This window comes from Ochrobactrum sp. BTU2, assembly GCF_024539785.1.
Classification (GTDB): domain Bacteria; phylum Pseudomonadota; class Alphaproteobacteria; order Rhizobiales; family Rhizobiaceae; genus Brucella; species Brucella anthropi.
The window spans coordinates 337,653-356,967 of sequence record NZ_JAHWRG010000005.1 but is presented as its reverse complement, the minus strand read 5'-3'; the positions used below and the strand labels follow the sequence as shown (position 1 = coordinate 356,967).

Here is a 19,315-nt window from a genome sequence, read left to right as displayed (position 1 = left end):
TCATATGTCTGTGACATGAATCGGGTTTTCTGCGCTCAGATCAGGTTGCCATTGAAGGGGACAACCATATGAGCACCGACGCTCCGCAGCCCAGAAAACTCCGAACCCTCTTTATCTCGGATGTGCATCTCGGTTCCAAGGCCGCACAGGCGGAACTGCTTCTGGATTTTCTTCGCTATCATGAAGCCGAGACGATCTATCTTGTCGGCGATATTGTCGATGGGTGGCGCCTGCGGCGCAATTGGCATTGGCCGCAAGAGCACAATGATGTGGTCCAGAAGCTGCTCCGCAAGAGTCGCAAGGGTGCCAACATCATCTACATTGCCGGTAATCACGATGAGTTCCTGCGAAATTTCCAGGGAACGCATTTTGGCGGTATCGAAGTGATGAACCGCGCGATCCATGAGACGGCAGACGGACGCAAGTTTCTGGTAATCCATGGTGATCAGTTCGATGTGGTTGTACGCAATGCCCGCTTTATCGCCTATCTGGGCGATTGGGCATATGACACAGCGATCTGGATAAATACGGTTATGAGCCGGGTTCGCTCGCTTTTCGGTCTGCGCTACTGGTCATTTTCAGCCTGGGCGAAGTTTCGCGTCAAAAAGGCGGTCAATTTCATTGGTCAGTTCGAGAGCGTGGTTTCGGAAGAAGCGCAGCGTATCGGGGTTGATGGTGTGATCTGCGGCCATATTCATCACGCCACGATCGAGAGCATGAATGGCGTGGAATACATCAATACGGGCGATTGGGTGGAAAGCTGCACGGCCGTGATTGAACATTTCGATGGCCGTATGGAGCTCATCGAATGGACGGAACGCCGTGATCGCCGCCCGACGACAGGTATTGTCAATTCCGACAGTGAAGAGCGTGACGAGGATAGGGTAATCCAGCTCCCACTTCCCGTCCGCGAACTGGCGACCTTCCGCTGATGAAGAAAATTGTCATCGTTACCGACGCCTGGCATCCTCAAGTCAACGGCGTCGTGCGCACGCTGACCAAATGTCGTGATCTGATGATTGAGCGCGGATACGACGTCACCGTCATATCTCCGCTGGATTATCGGTCGGTCCCCTGTCCGACCTATCCGGAAATCCGGCTCGCCTTGACGACGCCAGGTGCGTTTAGACGACGTCTGAAGGTCATGCGACCGGACTATGTGCACATTGCAACCGAGGGTCCACTCGGGTTTATGGCACGGCGCGCCTGCCTGAAAATGGGCTGGTCCTTCACGACAAGCTTTCACACGCGGTTTCCCGAATATCTTGCGGAACGCTTTCCTGTCCCGCCACAATGGACCTATGCTTTCCTGCGACGTTTCCATAATGCGGCCCAGCATACGCTGGTACCGACCCAATCTATTGTGGATGATCTCAAGGGGCGAGGTTTTACGCGGCTGGACCTCTGGACGCGCGGTGTCGATCGCAATCTGTTTTATCCTCGGCCGGAAGTGGTCAAGGACTTGCCACGTCCGGTGTTCATTTGTGTGGGACGCGTCGCCACGGAAAAGAACCTGCCAGCGTTTCTGGAGCTTGATCTTCCCGGCACAAAGTTGATCGTCGGGGATGGTCCTTCCCTCAACGATCTGCGTGCGCGTTTCCCGGAGGTTGTGTTTGTCGGGAAGCAGGAAGGTGAAACGCTGGCAAACACCTATGCCGCAGCCGACGTGTTTGTCTTCCCAAGCCGGACAGATACGTTTGGTCTCGTCTTGCTGGAAGCGATTGCCTCCGGCTTGCCGGTGGCGGCCTATCCCGTTCCCGGATCACGGGATGTCGTGGGGGCAACCGGGGCAGGCGTTCTCTCCGAAGATCTTGGGAAGGCGTGTCTGTCAGCCCTGCAAATGGAGCCGTTTGAGCCCGCACAGGTGCTCAGGCAGTTCACCTGGGACGCTTGTGCGGACATTTTCGAAGATGCTCTCGCTCCGATAAGCGGAACCGCGAGCGAGAGTTATCAACGTGCAAGTCAGCCCCAAACGGCGGCTTCCGGCGGGTAAACCAGAGCCCCATCATAGCGCAAGCCTGGGTCACGATCATGGGCGAGGAGTAGCGGGCCATCAAGGTCAACCACATTGGCTTTCTGGGCGAGCAGAACAGCTGGCGCCATGCCGAGCGATGTGCCGACCATACAGCCGACCATGATCTGAAGACCGTAGTTGATTGCCTTGTCTCGCATGATGAGACCTTCAGTCAGTCCACCTGCTTTGTCGAGCTTGATGTTCACCGCGTCGTAGCGCTTGGCCAGTTCCTCAAGTCCGACCGACGTATGAACGCTTTCATCGGCACAGATAATGACAGGCCGTTCAATTTCACTGAGAATATGATCGTTATCCGCTGGTAAGGGCTGTTCGATAAGAACGACGCCTGCGTCGGCTGCTGCACGCATGTTCTCGGCAATATTGTCCGCCGTCCAGCCTTCGTTCGCATCGATAATGATGCGACTGTTGGGAGCCGCATTCGTGACCGCTTGTATCTTCTCGATATCGTTTTCACCACCCATTTTGACCTTGATGAGAGGATAGTGAGCGACCTTCGCTGTCGACTCTGCCATTTCGGCGGGTGTGCCGAGCGAAACGGTGATTGCGGTTTCAAGTGGTCGGATTGGCGTACCGAGCATATCGGCGACGCTTCTGCCCGATGCCTTTGCCTCGAGATCCCATAAGGCACAATCGACCGCATTGCGGGCAGCGCCGGCTGGCATCAAAGTCTGGATATCCTGTCGTGTGGCACCACTTTCGATAGCTGTACGGGTGGCTTCAATCTGGGCACTCACGCTCTCGATGCTTTCGCCATAACGCGCATAAGGAACGCATTCGCCGCGCCCTTGATTGAGACCGTTGCCAATCACACACACAACGACAGCGGCTTCCGTCTTGGAGCCTCTGGAGATTGTGAATTTTCCGGCGATGGGATAGCGTTCGACAATGATATTCAAGGTATTGTGCATAGAGATGCCCTCTGGGACGCAGTATTTCGGTCGTTCAACGACTCGTATATGAGGTAGGCCATGTTGACCGACACTGCCGACAAAGCAAGAGCCACCAATAATCCTGCGCCGAAGATTGATCTGACGGAGCAGGACGGTGCGCGCCATATCAGGTTGAGCGGTCGCTGGGTCTCGCAGAGCGTCAATCTTGTCGATGACAAGATGCGCAGTCTTGAGAAAACGGACGAGCACAAAGCAACGATAATCGATGTTTCTGGCGTATCCGGTCTCGATACGGCAGGTGCCTGGCTGATTGAACGCTTGCGGCAGCGGCTCGTTGCAAAGAGTGCCGACGCGCAGCTTGAAGGCGTGCGTCAATCCTGGCTCCCTCTGATGGAGGAAGTGGGGCAGGCTGTCGAACGTACTCTGGATATTCCACGTCAGAAGAAGCCGTTCTTTTTTATCTCGTTTCTGGCCGCGCTTGGCGGTGGCGTTATCTCTATGGGTAACGACTTCAAGATGGCGATGCATATCCTGGGCGCCACCATCCGCGGGGCCCAGCTGAAATACGGTCGAGGAAGCGGTATTCCAATCGCTGCCATCATTACGCAGATGGACCGCATGGGCGTCGGTGCGATTCCCATTATCATCCTGATGTCGACGATCGTTGGTGCGATCATCGCCCAGCAGGGCGCATTTCAGTTGCGCTATTTCGGTGCAGAAATCTTTGTCGTAGATCTGGTTGGCATTCTGGTGCTGCGTGAACTCGGGGTGCTTCTGACAGCTATCATGATCGCCGGTCGTTCAGGCAGTGCGATCACAGCTGAAATCGGCTCCATGAAAATGCGCGAGGAGACGGATGCTCTGACGGTTATCGGCCTCAATCCGGTCGGCGTTCTGGTTTTTCCCCGTCTCGTTGCGCTGGTCGTAGTCCTGCCATTGCTCACCATCATTTCCGACCTGGCTGCATTGATCGGGGCAGGCGGGGTCGCTTGGTTCTACTCCAATATTTCGCCCGATGCTTTCATCAGCCGCCTGCATGATGCGGTGGCGCTTAATACTTATTTCGCCGGTCTTATCAAGGCACCGTTTATGGCCATGATCATCGGGATTCTCGCCTCGGTAGAAGGTATGAAGGTCGGAGGCAGTGCAGAATCACTTGGTCGTCGTGTTACTGCTTCCGTTGTGAAGGCAATTTTTGTGGTTATTGTCGTGGATGGTTTGTTCGCGATGTTCTATGCGGCCATTAATTTTTAGAAACTGCTTATGTTCTTTGTTTTTAATGGGTTCTTTGAGACACAGTTGCACAGAAAATTGACCCCTCAATCGTGTTCAACGGTTCAGTCCGAAGCCGAGCTCGGTTAAAGAATGATTATGGAGAACGGCATCGACCACCAGTCGCAACCGCAGGACGAAGACAATCGCCAGACGACCGCGCCGATGATCTCGGTGCGCGACGTGACGGTTTCGTTCGGGCGTCAGACGGTGCTCGACAAGCTGTCGCTTGAGATTTACCAGGGTGAGGTTCTGGGCTTCATCGGTCCTTCGGGGGCGGGAAAATCAGTGCTGATGCGGACCATTCTCGGTCTCAACAAGAAACAGTCGGGTGAAATCGAGATTCTCGGTCGCAACATCGATCAGCTGAATGAGATGGAAAAAATGTCCATCGACATGCGTATGGGCGTCTTGTTCCAGCACGGTGCGTTGTTTTCTGCACTGAATGTTCTTGAGAACATTCAGGTTCCGATGCGCGAGTATCTTGATCTGTCACCGAAGCTGATGGACGAGCTGGCGCGACTGAAAATCGACCTTGTCGGCTTGAAGCCTGACACGGCAGAAAAATTTCCGTCCGAACTTTCCGGCGGCATGATCAAGCGTGCCGCGCTTGCGCGTGCGTTGGCTCTGGATCCGGGCATTCTGTTTCTTGATGAACCGACATCGGGCCTGGATCCCATCGGTGCTGCGGAGTTCGATGACCTGATTGCCAATCTACGCGATACGATGGGTCTGACCGTTTATATGGTCACTCATGATCTCGATAGTCTTTTTGCAATTTGCGACCGGATCGCTGTTCTTGGAAACAAGAAGGTGCTCGTCAGCGGCACCATTGAAGACATGCTAACGGTAGACGATCCGTGGGTTAAATCCTATTTTCGGGGCAAGCGCGCGCGCCAGATTGATCCATCGGCGCCAACGAGACGGCGGCCCGGCAGCCGCTTGCAGACTGGATAAGATATGGAAACTAAAGCCAATTATGTTCTGGTGGGTGTCTTTACGCTGATCGTCAGCCTGTTGGCTTTCGCGTTTGTGTTCTGGATCGCCCGTTTTGGGGAAGCACGCGATTCTCAGGAGCTCGATGTTCGTATCCCGGGTTCTGTTACGGGGTTGTCGCTTGGTAGTCAGGTTCTGTTCAACGGTATCAAGGTTGGTGATGTTCGCGCACTTAAACTCGATGAAACCAATCCAGAAATGGTGATCGTTAAAACCCGCGTCAACGCGACGACACCTATTACCCGCTCAACTGCAGCAACTCTTGGTTTTCAGGGGCTGACCGGGCAGGCTTATATTGAACTGAAGGGCGGTCGTCTTGATGAGCCCAATCTTCTGACCGAGGCTGCAAACGTAGATTCGGTTGCGCGTATTGATGCCGATCCGTCCTCAATCAACAATCTTCTTGCTACCGCACAGGATATTGCTGCACGAGCCAATGCCGTGCTTGGTCAGTTGGAGGGCTTCGTAAAGGATGCTCGTGGACCGCTGACGGATACAATCAACAACACGAAGACTTTCACCGATGCACTGGCACAGAACGCCAACATTATTCAGGAACTTGGTGAGAACACCGGAAACATCAACCAGATCGTCACTGACGCCAAGGATATGATGGCTCGCTTGAACGCTGCTTCTGTGCGTGTTGACGCCATTCTGGCGAAAACGGACAAGCTCCTGTCGAGCGACGACAAGGATGGGGTTGTTGCACAGGCTAAGGCAACGCTGGAATCCATCCGCCAGACATCCGACAATCTCGACAAGCGGATGGGGCCGATTGCGGACAATCTCCAGCGTTTTTCGGGACAGGGATTGCGTGATGTGCAATCCGTCGTGGTGGATAGCCGCCGCTCCATTCAGCGGATAGAACAGGCAATTACCGATCTCGAGCGTAACCCTCAGCGCCTTATCTTTGGCGGTAAAGGGAATGTACCTCAGTATGACGGGAGGACGCGTCATTGATTTCCAAAGCTAGCCTTGTTGACATGAAATCACGTCGCACTCTTTGTCGTACAACTTCAATATGTGTTCTGCTCAGCATACTTCTTGCTGGCTGCGGGACGACAACGCCGCTCGACACGTTCAATCTGTCTGCACCGCAGCCGGGTGTTTCTTCGCCAAGCCGCAAGAACACGCAGTTGCTTGTTCCGACGCCAACAGCCCTTAAGGCGCTCGATAGCGAGAATATCGTTGTCAGCTCAGCGCCCGGTTCCATCGAATATCTGAAGGGTGCTCAATGGGGCGACAGGCTGACGAACATTGTGCAATCACGTCTGGTGCAGGCCTATGAGAATACAGGTGTGTTCGGCGGGATTGGCCGCCCAGGAGACGGGCTGGCAATCAACTATCAGATTCTGACCGATCTGCGCATGTTCGGCATTCAGGCCTATGCATCGCCTAAGCTCGCAGTGGTCGAACTGGCTGTCAAACTGATGAATGACAAGAATGGCGAGGTTCGGGCCACCCGCGTGTTCCGTACGGCCATTCCGGTAAGCGGTGCGACGAATGCGGCCTATGTGAAGGCACTCGACGCGGCTTTTGAACGGACTGCTAGTGAGATTGTTAGCTGGACAGTGACAGCGCTCTAACCGTTTTTTTAAAGCACATATTGTCTGAAAACCGTTTCACACTTTTCGAGATGCACTCCAACCGAGGCAAGGTGGAACAATAAAAAAGGTCGGCGTGTTGCGCCGACCTTTTTTATTGAACGGAACCAGCCGGTTTAATCCGAGCCAGACAAACAAAAACGCGGCCCGAAGGCCGCGTTTCCTTTTAGTTCTGGTCTTAGCGAAGGCGACCGCTTGCGTGGGCAAGCATGGTGTAGACCTTGCCAGTGTCCGAGGTGAGGTAAGTCCGCGTCACCATGTTGTCACGGTCGTTGCGGGCTACATCTTCAAGCAGACGCTGGAAGTCGTCCATGTAGCGGTCGACGGCGCGGCGGAATTCACCATCCGTCTGATACTTGCGCTTGATATCATCAAAAGTCTGCTGACCCTTCAGCGTGTAGAGACGGCGAGTAAAGACGTTTCGTTCACCGCGACGATAACGGTCCCAAAGCTCCACCGAAGCTTCGTGGTCGATAGCGCGGGCAATGTCCACCGAAAGCGAGTTCAGCGATTCAACGACATGGCTTGGTGAACGAGGCGTTGCGACCGGCTGTACTTTCGGCTGCGCGGCTTCTTCTTCCTCGCGGGAAGCACGGGCCAGGAGATCAGACACCCATCCACGCGGCTTTTCTGCCTGTGCGGCTGCCGGTGCAGGCTGAGCCTTCGGCGCTTCGTAGGCGCGCTGGCGAATTGCAACATCTGCCTGTACCACTGGTGCCTGAACAGGGGCTGGACGAGCTGCTGCCGGTGCCGGACGCGAAACCGGGCGATCAGCACGGCTTTCGCCGACATCTACCAGACGACCGGACTTATTGACGATTTCGGCCAGTTCCTTGAGCGCATTGATCTGCTCGCTCACGGCTTTGCGCATAGCGGTCGTTGTTTCCTTGGCCTCGGCAGGCATGTCGAGAACGCCACGCTTCAGTTCGCCACGGGTCGTGTTGAGCTCGTTGCGAATTTCGCTTGCAGTGCGGCGAATATCGTCGGTTGCTGCAGAGAACTTCTGTGCTGCCTGTTCAACGATTTCCGAAACGCTTTCCCGCATCTTCTCGGCAGACGAACGGGTCTGGCCTTCGGCGCGCTGGAATGCGGAGGTCACCAGCCCTTCGAAGGACTGCATCAGCTTTTCCACGCCTTCCGACTTCTCGACGAGACCGGATGCCAGTTTGTCGAGCGCCTGATGACGATCTTCAAGCGTGCTGACAAGGCCGTTCTGCGCCGTGTTGATCATGTCGGAAGCCGAAGAGAGAACCTTTCCGTGCTCTTCGAAGCGGTCGGCGATGTCTGCGATCTGCGACAGCGTGCTGTCGGAGATAGCGCGCAGCGTACCGATATTGCCGTCAATCAGGCCAGTGGAGGCCTGGAACATCTGCGCTGCACGGTTGGTGTTTTCAACGAAGCTCGAGGTCGTGTCGACAAGGCGACCATCGATATCGGTGAGATTGCGCGTTGCAGTGTCGATCAACTTGCCCAGTTCGCCGTTGGAGGCTGCAAGACGATCGATCAGTTCGCTGACATTGTCGGAAAGACCGGTCTTGGCCTGCTGAACAGCGGCAATCGTTTCCGCTGTGCGGCTTGCAAGCGCATTGACCAGAGCGGCGTTTTCCGAACGAAGCCTGTCTGTTGCGGCATGGGTTGCTTCTTCAAGCTGCTGCGCCAGTCCACGACCGCTATCAGCAAGCCGCTGTACAAGCGGTTCTGCCGTATCGTTGAGGATCTTGGTGATTTCCTGCGAACGGGCAGCGAGAACGGCATTGAGCTCACGAGTACGTTCTTCCAGCGTCACCGCAGTCGTGTCGGTTACCTGTGCAATACGAGCCTCGACGGAACCGAGTTCCATCGTGATGCGCGAGCCGATATCACCGAGACGGGTTGCAATCGCGTCAGCACGCTCAGCGAGGCGCGTTTCGGTGCCAGCGAGATTGTCGGCAACGCTGGCCGAGAAGGACTCGCTATGGCCTGCAAGCGTTTCACTCGTCTTGGAAGCCGTATCGGCAATCCGCGCTTCAATCGAGCTAAGTTCGCCGGTGAGGCGGCTTTCGATTGCTTCAAGACCGCTGGCAATAGCGCTGGCGCGTTCATTGAGGCGCGTTTCGGTGCCAGCAAGGTTGTCGGCGACGCTTGCAGCGAAGGCTTCGCTGTGACCAGCAAGCGTTTCGCTGGTTCTGCTTGCCGTGTTGGCGATGCGGGCTTCGATTGAGCCAAGCTCGCCGGTGAGGCGGCTTTCGATCTCACCAAGACGACCGGCAATCGCGTCGGCGCGGTCGCCGAGACGTGCTTCCGTGCCAGACAGATTATCGATCAGGCGAGCGCTGAATGCTTCGCCGAAGCCATCCAGAGCTTCACCAGCCTTGGCTGCTTCAGCCGAAAGCGTGCTCGCGGCTTCACCGATCTTCTCGCGCAGCGTGCCAGCAACGATGCCAGCGCTCTGTTCGAGTGCACGGCGGACATTGTCGACGCCGATGGTGAGTGCCTTTTCCATCGTCTGTGTGCGTTCTTCGATAATGCCGGTCTGGCCTTCAAATGCGCGGCTGATGGTCGAACTGCTGTCGGCAATTGCATTGTGAAGGTTGGTCGTGCGCTGCTCCAGGATATCGCTGTGATCCTGCAGCGTCTGGCTCAGCGATGTCGTGCTCTCACTCAGGGTCGAGCGGATTTCGGCAGCACGCGTTTCAATTGTGCGCTCGTGACCGTCCAGAATGCCTGAGAGGGCATTGTTGTGATCGTTCAGGACGTTATGAAGGCCGCTCGTGCGCTCTTCGACCTGACGAACATGTTCGCCCAAGGCGGCAACAAATGCATCGCGACCGGCACCAATGGAATCAGTCATGCTGCTTGCACGTTCATCGAGAATGCGTGCGAGCGTGTTCTGATTATCAGTGATGAGCGCCTGTAGCGAATTTACGCGCTCATCGAAAGTGCGAGCGAGAACCTCACGGTTTTCGTTGAAGTTATCGCGCATTGCGGCGGCACGCTCATCCATCAGTTGAGCAAGCATGGCTTGATTGCCCGCAATGACACCATGAAGCGTGGTGGCGCGCTCTTCCAGCGAACGAGCGTGGTCTGCAAAGCTTGCATCAAGCAGTGCGGAATGGCTTGCTATTGTCTCGCGCAGTGCGTTGGTCCGCTCTTCCAGAATTGCCGCATGACTATCGGCAACGGTGTTGAGGGCAGATGCGCTGACGTTAACGGCATTCTCGATATCGCTCGTGCGTGCAGCAAGCGTATCGGCATGACCGCGGATGACGGAGGAAACGCGTTCCGTTTCGCCTTCCAGCGAAGCAGCCAGAACATCACGGCTTTCGGCAAGCTTGCCTGCAAAGGCATCGGCCTTTTCGCCAAGAATATTGCCGACGCTTTCGCCGATAGATGTCAGATCTTCGCCGATCTTTGTCTTGGTTTCGTCGATCATCGTGCTCAGAGACGTGCGACCGCTGGAGAAGGTCTCTGCGATTTCACGAGTACGAGCGATGAGGTTTTCGTTGATCTGGCGCGAACGGGTTTCGAGAGCTGCATTGAGCTTCTCAGTGCTGCTGTCGAGAGCATGCGCACGGGCTTCGAATTCGGACAGAAGCGACCGGCCACGCTCGGAAAGGGTGCTTTCGAGGTTTGCAAGACGGGTGTCGAATTCGCTGACCATGGATTGCGTTGCACCGCCAAGCAGATTGGCAATACCGGTTGTGCGTTCGTCCAGAGCTTCCGTCAGGCGGTCCGATACAGTGCGCGACTGTTCATCAAGCGTTGCAATGCGGGTATCGAGCAGGTTTGCAAAAGCTTCGCCCGAAGTCGTGATGCGGGAACCGATGTCACCGGTGCGGGTTTCAATGGCTTCGGCAATGGCGCCGCCGCTTTCATTGATGCTGCCGATCAGGCGTTCACCGGATTCGCCGAGCAGGGTGCTCAGCTGCTGCGAGGCAGACAGTACATTGTCGCGGATGATGTTGGACGCGCTGGAAAGTTCTTCCTTAAGCTGCTCATGCGCACCGGAGATCGATGAACGTACCCGTTCGGCATGGCTGACAACAGCTTCACGCTCGTTGCCCAGATCGCTGACGAGCGAACGAATGCGAACTTCATTGTCGCTATAAGCACGCTCAAGCTGATTGACTTCGGACTGAACGAGCGTTTCCAGCTCGACGGCACGAGCCAAGGTGCGTTCGATGCCTTCGTTCATGGCGGCGACTTCGCGGCGTACTGCCTGTCCGAGGGTAGAAACGCGATCACCGGATACGGCTTCCGGCTGGAGCAGGCGCATTGCAGCTTCCGACATGCTGCGTGCTGCCGTATGCATTTCCTGCGCGCGCTTTACGAGTTGCGCGAAGCCCCAGAACATGGCTACCGGCAATGCTACACCCGCAACGACGCCGAGGCCGGCGGGCGAGGTGAAGAAGTCCTTGGTGGCTTGCAGGGTCGAAAAGACATCAGGATTGATGGCTTTGCTCAGGGCGACGCCGCCAGCGGCCCAGAGCACGCTGATTGCAGTTGTCGTCCAGAAAAGCTTAGAGGAATTTTCCGTCGCACGGCGTGGAGCGGCGATAATCGCTTTTTCACTTCGGGAATCGTCATTGGCCGGCGTGAAGGTAGGGGATGCAACAGGTGCAGCGGTTGCAACAGGTGCAGCGGAAACAGGCTTGCTGACAACAGGTTCGGGCGCTGGCGTTGCGACCTTCGAAGTGTTGGCCGGCTTGTGCTGAACGTTGGCCGTACCTTGCGAAACTGGTCCGGCAGCTTTCACAACCGGCGGGACCGGCGGCGCTGCAGGCGTTGCAATCACCGAGGCAGTGGTGATGGTGGCCACTTTTGCAGCAGTTTCCACAGGGGAAACGGCAACGGGCTCTACCGTCTTGGTCTTCTGCTCAGCAACAAGTTCTTCAGCCGCGCGCGAAATCTGTTCTTCCAGATCATCGACGGAGAAGCCTTCATCGAACGCACTCAAGTCCATGTCGATATCAAGATCATCACCGAAATCGATATCGAGTGCCTGTTCCAGCGCCTTTTCAACCTCAAGGTCGAGCTTCTGTGCCTTGGATTTGGAAGCCATTGTTTGCCTACCTCGTACTCATTACTGCGACGGCCGGACCATAAAAAGGCCGTTACAAAACTTTCTCCGCCATTTTGCATCGTATCGGCTCGGGCTTGTTAAGGAAATAGGCCTCTTCTGCCGATACCTAAAACTTTAAATACAAGGTTAACGGAAATCGGCTCAATTCATGAAAATTCGACATTTCCGGGCTTTCCGCATTTACCAGCAAGTTGTGGAAATCGATCCGGACCGTATCCTTCATCCAGGAAAGCTCTACGAGTTTATTAACAAAAATACCCGTATAGAGTGTCCGGATGAATGAATTTCATTTCATGATTGCATCCACTGGAGCGCTGGATTCTGTCCGTCATTCCTAACCGTCCCTCAATTCACATCATATGATGCAGTTTCCGCAGACGGCAAGGAAGAGTTTTTGGATTTTGGGCGCAACTGTCGGGTTTATCAGGTAGTGAAACTCGTCGTCGATGCACGGCATATTGGCGCAGTTGTAGGCGCGGGCGCGGTCAAGGTTGAAACTAATTGCAGAACGCCGTATCTGCCATTCCGAGTTTATTTGCGTTTCCCTGCCAAGGCAGTGACGGGCGCTCAGGATGAAGATCGCGCGAAACTTGCGTGTTTCAAGGAATAAAAATGACGAAGATCGTATTCGTATCAGCTGATGGCGCGACACGGACCGAAGTCGAAGCCGACAACGGGTCAAGCGTGATGGAAGCTGCCATTCGCAATGGCATTCCGGGCATTGATGCGGAATGTGGCGGTGCCTGCGCCTGCGCAACCTGCCATGTCTATGTTGATGAAGACTGGACGGACACTGTCGGCGGGCCTGACGCGATGGAAGAGGACATGCTGGACTTCGCTTATGAAGTTCGTCCTACTTCACGCCTCTCGTGTCAGATCCGGGTTTCTGACGATATTGACGGCCTTGTCGTGCAGGTGCCCGAACGCCAGAATTAAGTTTTAAAAGAGATGGTGATGTGATGGGCGCCGAACCGCAGAATGATATTGTCATTATCGGCTGCGGGCCTGTTGCACTCTTTTCCGTTTTTCAGCTGGGGCTGTTCGGTTTCAGGTGCCATCTCATCGATGCCAGTGATCGGCCCGGCGGTCAATGTACGGCACTCTATGCCGACAAGCCGATTTACGACGTGCCCGGGTTTCCTGAAATCATGGGTGAGGAGCTTGTCGAAAGGCTTCTCAAGCAGATCGCGCCATATAATCCTGTTTTTCATTTCAACAAGATCGCGGTCAGAATCGCGGTCGATGATGACGGCGTGGCTGTTGACACTAGCAATGGCGACAAGCTTGAAGCACGGACAGCGGTGATTGCATCTGGTCTTGGTGCTTTCGGTCTCGATGGACAGGTTATCCGTCCCGACCCTCTGGCCGAAGTTTCCTTAATCAAGACGGGCAACATGCTGGCTGTTAGTCCCGAGACCTTCAGAACTTCAAGTCCGAAGATCTACGCTATCGGCGATGCTTGCCACTATCCGGGCAAGCTGAAACTCATCCTGTCAGGGTTCCATGAAGCAGCATTGATGACGCAGGCTATACGCCGCGAATTGAGATAGTTCGGCACTACTGTTATTTGGAAGCCTGCTGGGCGCGCTCCATGCGATAAGTCAGCAAGCGCGCAAAGCGGTTTTCGAAATTGATCGTCTCAACCCGGTCAAACCGTTGTTGCTCCTTATCGTGCGCTTCCATAAGGCGTGCAGTCACTTTGTCGATGTCAGCGCGAAGCACAGAGCAATCCGTGCGGGTGCGCAGTCCGCGTATTTCCCGTTCCATCTGGCTTGCAAAGCTGCGGGCAATGACGATGTGGCTCTCTTCGTGGCGGCGAATATCCTGCAACAGAGTATCCCAGATCAGCGCCAGTTCCGGCGTGGCCTTGCGGCGCTGTTTCCAGCGGGGCAGGGAGACCTTTGCGTGAACGTTTACATAGACGTCCTGCACCTTGCAGGCTTTCCCGGGCGCGCGACCATAACGTACCTTCGCATCGAAACGGATTTCAGCGGCACCGGGATGATGCTGACCAGTCTTCTTGAGGAAGGGTCCATTGCGGGAAAGAGCCTTGTCGAGGTCCGCTGCCGTTTTGCCGCTCACGGTATAGTAGCTGAATTCGCGAAAGATCGCGGCGGCTTCCGCCTGGGGAGCTACGATGGCAAGAACTGCACTGAGAGCCAGAACCTTTTTCCTCAAATTCATGTCCTGGCACCTCTTTCTAAAACCAGTAAGAAATTCGCTTTTTATTGCCGCGAGCATGGCATGCAATCGTCAAGAGAACTATAACGCCCTTCACAAAATGACTTCAGGCGAGGTTGGTTGCAACCTCGCCGCAATGAAATGCCCCAAGTAAACAGCCCAAGGAAATGACACAGGAACATTTCGCTATGACGAAAGAATGGCACGTTGCTCATGGAAGAAGCCTTCGTCTGGGGGAAAAGTCCGTGATCATGGGCATATTGAATGTCACGCCAGACTCATTTTCCGATGGCGGCCACCACAATGAGCTGGAAAGGGCCGTCGAAGTGGCCGGTCAGATGCTCGCTGATGGAGCGACGATCATTGATGTTGGCGGAGAATCGACCCGGCCCGGAGCTGCTGCGATCGATTCCGAAACGGAAATCGCGCGCGTTGTCCCGGTCATCGAAGCATTGGTGAAAAAATACGATTGCATCATCTCCATCGACACTTACCGCGCAGCAACAGCGCAGGCGGCAGTCAATGCCGGGGCACATATCGTCAATGATGTCTGGGGACTACAACGAGAACCAGAAATCGCTCATGTCGCCAAAAGGAGCGGCGCAGGGCTGGTCATCATGCATACCAGCAGGGATCGACCCGTTCTTGCTGATGTCATCGAGGACCAGTTCTCGTTCCTGAATGCTTCACTGGACATAGCGAAAAAGGCAGGCATTGAAGAAACCCGCATCGTACTCGATCCCGGTTTTGGTTTCGGCAAGAACAAGGATGAGGATATTGCGCTGCTGGCGAGAGCAGGCGAATTGCAGAAATTCGGATTTCCGTTGCTCGTCGGCACGTCGCGCAAACGCTTTATCGGCGGCATGACGGGCAGGGACAATCCGCTCGACCGCGACATAGGAACTGCGGCAACGTCTGTCGCACTGCGTTTGGCAGGTGCCGACATCTTCCGTGTTCACAATGTCGCTTTTAATAGAGATGCACTTGCCGTTGCAGATGATATCCTGCAATCCAGACGCAGTGAAAATAGAAAGTAAAGCCGTGTACACGATCCGAATGATGAACTGCGCGTTTTTCGCGCACCACGGCGTTTTCGATGAAGAGCACAAGCTCGGTCAGCGTTTTTACGTCGATGCTATTCTCGATGTCGATCCGGGTAATGCGCTGGAGAACGACGATATCGATGGTACTGTGCATTACGGTATCGCTTTTGCGGTTATTGAAGACATTATCACCGGTCGTCAGCGCTATCTGATCGAAACGCTGGCTCTCGACGTGGCCAAGGCAATGACCGCCCGGTTTCCGCAGGTAAAGCGCGCAGAAATTACCGTCCGCAAGCCGAATGCACCTGTTCCGGGCGTATTGGACCATGTTGAAGTGACGGTGGTTTATCCGCAGTGACTACAGGCAGACATTATCGCGCCTGGCTGGGGCTTGGCGGAAACATCGATGATCCTGTCGCTTCGATGGGCAAGGCGTTGCGTATATTGGACGAACGAGCCGACACGGATGTCGTTGCGGTTTCGGCAGTCTATCGCACGCCGCCATGGGGGAAGACGGATCAGGCGTGGTTTCACAATGCCTGTGCAGAGATAGAAACGTCGTTGCAGCCATTGGAGTTGATTGCGACCTGCCTTGATGTGGAGCGTTCTTTGAAGCGTGTCAGGCTTGAAAGATGGGGCCCGCGCATCATCGATATCGACATACTGGCAATGCAGGATGATGCGGGAGAGGCTGTCGTCATGACGGATGCTGCTCTCGAGCTTCCGCATCCGCGTATGCACGAGCGGGCTTTCGTCCTCGTGCCCCTGAACGATATTGCATCGTCTCTCGAAATTGCAGGCAAGGCCGTTGCGGACTGGAATGCCGGGATAGAGCGATCCGGAATAGAAAAAGCCCGCACGGATGCGGGCTGGTGGCGTGAATAGCGTTCCGGTCAGTTCTTGGCGATACTGCCGACAGCGATATTATCGACGCGCTTCAGGCTCATGCCGATGACCGGAACCAGTTCTTTGTCGACCCGCACCGAAACCGTCACGTTCATCGTGTTCGGATCGGAGACACGTGCCAGCATCGCACCATTGAGCTGCTTGCGGTTCAGGCCGAAAACAACCTTGTTTCCACTGACGGAACCCGACGTGACATCAAGGCCTTTGCCCGCTGCGCCATCATTGAATTTGCCGGAATAAGCGGATCCGACACGCGTGACGGTGGCCTTCATCGGCTGCGAAAAGACACCGACGCGGCAGGTGCCGTCGAGTGTCATGCCAATATCTTCATCCGGGGTCGACCCGGCGAGATTGCACACGAACTTCGTGCCTTTGTATTTCCCGGCGACGATTTCACCCGGGCCTGACCATTGGCCTTCGATCGTTTGAAAGAACTGTTTGTCCTTGTCAGCGGCCAGAACCGGCGCAGCGGAAAATGACACGGGCAGCAGCGTCAGGCAGGCGGCGATGCAATTCTTCATATTCAGCTCTGTCCCGGATTCACGACCTTGATCGGACGTCATTCCTAATCGTTGTTTTCCAGCATGTCACGACCAAAAGCTGGCCGCGCCTCGCAAACCGTCGGATTTGCCGACGTTGCCATAAGCCGATTGACAGAGAAGGGCACGGTTCAGGGGAGTGTGCCGATACACCTGGTCGCTCGATTCTGGCGCAGATTTCTATCTATCCATAATCGTCGCGAATGGTTAATGCTTCGGAAATAAACCGCTATTTTCCGGGATGCTTTTTATCCGGTCGTTCGCCGTTGATCTTCACGAGATCGCCGATAAAGTCGCCGATGCCGGGGCGTTTTTCCGCATTGAATGGAAACGGACGCACCACATCCATGGCGGCAATCCCGATGCGCGCCGTCATGAGTCCGTTGACGACGCCTTCACCGAGCTTGGCCGATAACCGGGACGCAAGACCATGGCCGACGAGCTGCTGGATCACGCTGTCCCCCATGGCCAGCGTTCCTGTCACGGCCAGATGGGCAATGACCCGGCGGGCAAGTTTCAGAAAGCCCAGCGTGCCAGGACGACCACCGTAAAGTTGTGACAGTCGGCGGATCAGCCGAGCTGATTCAAAAATGACGTAACCGATATCGACCAGCGCACGCGGGCTGATTGCCGTGACAATCGAAACCCGCTTTGAAGCATTCAGAATAAGTGTGCGTGCTTCACGGTCGAGAGGGCGAAGGATTTCTGTTTCGGCAAGCTGGATCAGGTTTCGGCCGTCAATGATATCGTCTGTCAGACCGTCCAGAAGCTGTCGTCCGCGTGCCGTCTCCGGCAAGCCCGCCGCAATTGAGCGCAAGGCGTCCACTGCCTTTCTGGCCGCGGCCATATCGTCGCGTTCTGCTGCATCTGCGGCGTCCTTGCGAAGGTGCTGCACGGACGCGAGGCGGCGTAATGCGACCAGTTCACGAACGACGATGGCGATAAAGGCGGCAAGCGCAATTATCGCAACACCAAGAGCCGTCCAGCCCAGCCAATCCGCGCGGGAAAATAGCGCTCGGATAAGGTCTTCGGTCCAGATGCCGATGGCGAATGAAACAAGGATACCGAGTGCACCGAAAAGTATTCTGCTGAGCGACCAGCCCTTGCGTTCGGGCGCTTCAAACGACGGATCGAGGATTTCCAGCTCTGCTGCCTCTTCTTCGCTCAATGCAAAAACATCTGGTTGGGCAACAACAACATCAAGGTCTCGCACTGCACGAGGGCGACGTGGTGCTTCATCCGCTGCTTCGGGGCGGTTAGAGGACTGGCTTACCGTAAAGGAAGCTGGTTTGCGTGGTGTCTTCTCTGTCATGCGAGACGATCCCCAATCAGAAACTGCAAGGCACGATCCAGCCTTATGTGGGGCAGGGACAACGTGATGCCTTCGGCAGTACGTTCAAGCCGGGGCGGCCGGAAACGGACGAAACGAATGGCTGGGTCATCCTGCGCAAAGGATTTTTCAAATATCGCATTGGGATTCTTCGGTAAGTCGCCGGGAAATATAGCTGTTTCGGTTTCACCATCGAACACTTCACCATCGATTTTTTCACCCTTCAATGGTGTGCCGACGATGACGGGCAGAGTTTCCTTACCTTGTGTAACGGTTGCCTCGCGCGTGGCGCGCACGGCAGCCATTGCGAGGACATCAATATCTGCGCCGGAAAAATCGGCGCGCTCTATAGCCCGCTCCACGAGACGGCGCACGATGGCTTGCAGACGGTCATGACTTTCATGATGCAGATGGTCGGCCTTCGTTGCAGCCACGAGAATCCGGCCGATCCGTCGCTGGATCAGCCCGGTTAGCAGGTTAGAGCGTCCCGGTCGGAAGCAGGACAGGATATCGGTGAGTGCACGTTCGAGGTCGGCAACGACCGCGCCACCAGCATTCATTGCCTGCATGGCGTCGATAAGCACAATTTGCCGGTCGAGCCGCGCAATATGTTCGCGAAAGAAGGGCTTGATGACATAGGTTTTATAGGCTTCGTAGCGCCGCTCCATCATTGCGCCCAGAGAACCGGCCTTCAGATCGTCCGGTTTCAGGTCGGGAAGCGGGGCAAATGTCAGTGCCGGTGAACCCTCGAGATCGCCCGGCATCAGGAAACGCCCTGGCGGCAAGGTCGATAATGCACGCTCATCCGCTTTGCCTGCACGCAAATAAGCCGTAAAACTCTTGGCCAGACGCTGGGCAGTCAGTTCGTCTGCCTTTTCGGAAGGGGTGACGAGTGAAGCTTCGATGATCCAATCCTGAGCCAGATCCTTGTGCGTCGGTTCATGGGCCAGAGCAAAGGAATCCGCGCTGAACTCCGCATAGGATTTGCCCAGCAAAGGCAGATCCAGCAGCCATTCTCCGGGATAATCCACAATATCGACCGAAAGCTTGCCCGGTGACAGCCAGCGCCCCCAGGCAGAAGCGGATTCATATTCGATTGTCAGGCGCAATTGCGAGATGGCGCGCGTGGAGTCCGGCCAGATACGCTCATCGATCAAAGCCGACAGATGCTCTTCATATTGAAAGCGGGGGACTGCATCATCGGGCTGCGGTTCGAGCAGCGCACGTGAAATGCGGCCCGATTTATAGGCCTCGAACATCGGAAGCCTGCCGCCATGCAGCATGTTGTGAACGAGAGCCGTGATGAAGACCGTTTTTCCGGCACGCGACAAACCAGTCACACCGAGCCGCAATGATGGAGACAAAAGCCCGGTCGCACGATCTGCCAGCGTATCCAGTGCGATCTTCGCTTCGTCGCCAATACTTGTCAGCTTAGCCAATTAATCCTCGCCGAATTC

17 protein-coding genes are annotated in these 19,315 nt (G+C 55.5%); 11 read left to right on the top strand and 6 right to left on the bottom strand.

Annotated elements, in window-relative coordinates:
• The first annotated feature begins 68 nt into the window (after positions 1-68).
• Both KWJ32_RS17525 and KWJ32_RS17520 read left to right on the top strand, forming a co-directional pair.
• A complete protein-coding gene (locus KWJ32_RS17525; protein WP_010660050.1) occupies positions 69-932 on the top strand; it encodes a UDP-2,3-diacylglucosamine diphosphatase in 864 nt (287 codons plus the stop codon).
• Positions 932-1,993, top strand: a complete 1,062-nt coding sequence (locus tag KWJ32_RS17520) for a glycosyltransferase family 1 protein (protein WP_151609934.1) — start codon at positions 932-934, stop codon at positions 1,991-1,993. Before KWJ32_RS17525 ends, KWJ32_RS17520 begins: the two co-directional genes overlap by 1 nt.
• Here KWJ32_RS17520 and dgcA read toward each other — a convergent pair.
• Positions 1,963-2,943 (bottom strand): N-acetyl-D-Glu racemase DgcA, encoded by a 981-nt coding sequence (gene dgcA, locus KWJ32_RS17515; protein WP_151609933.1) that lies wholly within the window; start codon positions 2,941-2,943, stop codon positions 1,963-1,965. The two genes, KWJ32_RS17520 and dgcA, sit on opposite strands and share 31 nt — an antisense overlap.
• A 60-nt stretch (positions 2,944-3,003) precedes the next feature.
• Between dgcA and KWJ32_RS17510 the strand changes: the two genes are divergently transcribed.
• From KWJ32_RS17510 to KWJ32_RS17495, 4 genes are all read left to right on the top strand, one after another.
• On the top strand, positions 3,004-4,179 hold the full coding sequence (locus KWJ32_RS17510; protein ID WP_151609931.1) for an ABC transporter permease: 1,176 nt from the start codon (positions 3,004-3,006) through the stop codon (positions 4,177-4,179).
• A gap of 111 nt (positions 4,180-4,290) precedes the next feature.
• On the top strand, positions 4,291-5,154 hold the full coding sequence (locus KWJ32_RS17505; RefSeq protein WP_012092011.1) for an ABC transporter ATP-binding protein: 864 nt from the start codon (positions 4,291-4,293) through the stop codon (positions 5,152-5,154).
• Positions 5,155-5,157: 3 nt separating this feature from the next.
• The gene (locus KWJ32_RS17500; protein ID WP_012092012.1) at positions 5,158-6,153 is read left to right on the top strand and encodes an MlaD family protein; all 996 of its coding nucleotides are present in this window, start codon (positions 5,158-5,160) and stop codon (positions 6,151-6,153) included.
• Positions 6,150-6,779, top strand: a complete 630-nt coding sequence (locus KWJ32_RS17495; RefSeq protein WP_012092013.1) for an ABC-type transport auxiliary lipoprotein family protein — start codon at positions 6,150-6,152, stop codon at positions 6,777-6,779. The genes KWJ32_RS17500 and KWJ32_RS17495 overlap by 4 nt, the downstream gene beginning before the upstream one ends.
• Positions 6,780-6,975: 196 nt before the next feature.
• Here KWJ32_RS17495 and KWJ32_RS17490 read toward each other — a convergent pair whose 3' ends face one another.
• Positions 6,976-11,838, bottom strand: a complete 4,863-nt coding sequence (locus KWJ32_RS17490; protein WP_040129272.1) for a kinesin — start codon at positions 11,836-11,838, stop codon at positions 6,976-6,978.
• A 633-nt stretch (positions 11,839-12,471) separates the two neighbouring features.
• On the opposite strand from KWJ32_RS17490, the gene KWJ32_RS17485 reads away from it, so the two are divergent.
• Positions 12,472-12,795, top strand: a complete 324-nt coding sequence (locus tag KWJ32_RS17485) for a 2Fe-2S iron-sulfur cluster-binding protein (RefSeq protein ID WP_010660058.1) — start codon at positions 12,472-12,474, stop codon at positions 12,793-12,795.
• A 23-nt stretch (positions 12,796-12,818) separates the two neighbouring features.
• Positions 12,819-13,409, top strand: coding sequence for a thioredoxin reductase (locus KWJ32_RS17480; RefSeq protein ID WP_012092015.1), 591 nt, complete (start codon positions 12,819-12,821; stop codon positions 13,407-13,409).
• 13 nt (positions 13,410-13,422) lie between these two features.
• On the opposite strand, the gene KWJ32_RS17475 is transcribed toward KWJ32_RS17480, so the two are convergent.
• Entirely contained in the window at positions 13,423-14,043 is a 621-nt protein-coding gene (locus tag KWJ32_RS17475) for a DUF922 domain-containing protein (protein WP_012092016.1), read from the bottom strand.
• A gap of 185 nt (positions 14,044-14,228) precedes the next feature.
• On the opposite strand from KWJ32_RS17475, the gene folP reads away from it, so the two are divergent.
• The 3 genes from folP to folK all read left to right on the top strand — a co-directional run bounded on the left by folP (position 14,229) and on the right by folK (position 15,968).
• A complete protein-coding gene (folP, locus tag KWJ32_RS17470; protein ID WP_012092017.1) occupies positions 14,229-15,077 on the top strand; it encodes a dihydropteroate synthase in 849 nt (282 codons plus the stop codon).
• 4 nt (positions 15,078-15,081) lie between these two features.
• Positions 15,082-15,441, top strand: coding sequence for a dihydroneopterin aldolase (gene folB, locus KWJ32_RS17465; RefSeq protein ID WP_010660062.1), 360 nt, complete (start codon positions 15,082-15,084; stop codon positions 15,439-15,441).
• Positions 15,442-15,506: 65 nt separating this feature from the next.
• Positions 15,507-15,968 carry a 2-amino-4-hydroxy-6-hydroxymethyldihydropteridine diphosphokinase gene (gene folK / locus KWJ32_RS17460; RefSeq protein ID WP_231771486.1) on the top strand — a complete coding sequence of 154 codons (462 nt, stop codon included), beginning with the start codon at positions 15,507-15,509 and terminating at the stop codon, positions 15,966-15,968.
• Positions 15,969-15,976: 8 nt separating this feature from the next.
• Here folK and KWJ32_RS17455 read toward each other — a convergent pair whose 3' ends face one another.
• The 3 genes from KWJ32_RS17455 to KWJ32_RS17445 form a co-directional block, all read right to left on the bottom strand.
• A complete protein-coding gene (locus KWJ32_RS17455) occupies positions 15,977-16,510 on the bottom strand; it encodes a hypothetical protein (protein ID WP_012092019.1) in 534 nt (177 codons plus the stop codon).
• A 247-nt stretch (positions 16,511-16,757) separates the two neighbouring features.
• Positions 16,758-17,840, bottom strand: a complete 1,083-nt coding sequence (locus KWJ32_RS17450; RefSeq protein WP_029924775.1) for a TIGR01620 family protein — start codon at positions 17,838-17,840, stop codon at positions 16,758-16,760.
• On the bottom strand, positions 17,837-19,297 hold the full coding sequence (locus KWJ32_RS17445) for a YcjX family protein (protein ID WP_012092021.1): 1,461 nt from the start codon (positions 19,295-19,297) through the stop codon (positions 17,837-17,839). The genes KWJ32_RS17450 and KWJ32_RS17445 overlap by 4 nt, the downstream gene beginning before the upstream one ends.
• Between the last annotated feature and the right edge of the window lie 18 nt (positions 19,298-19,315).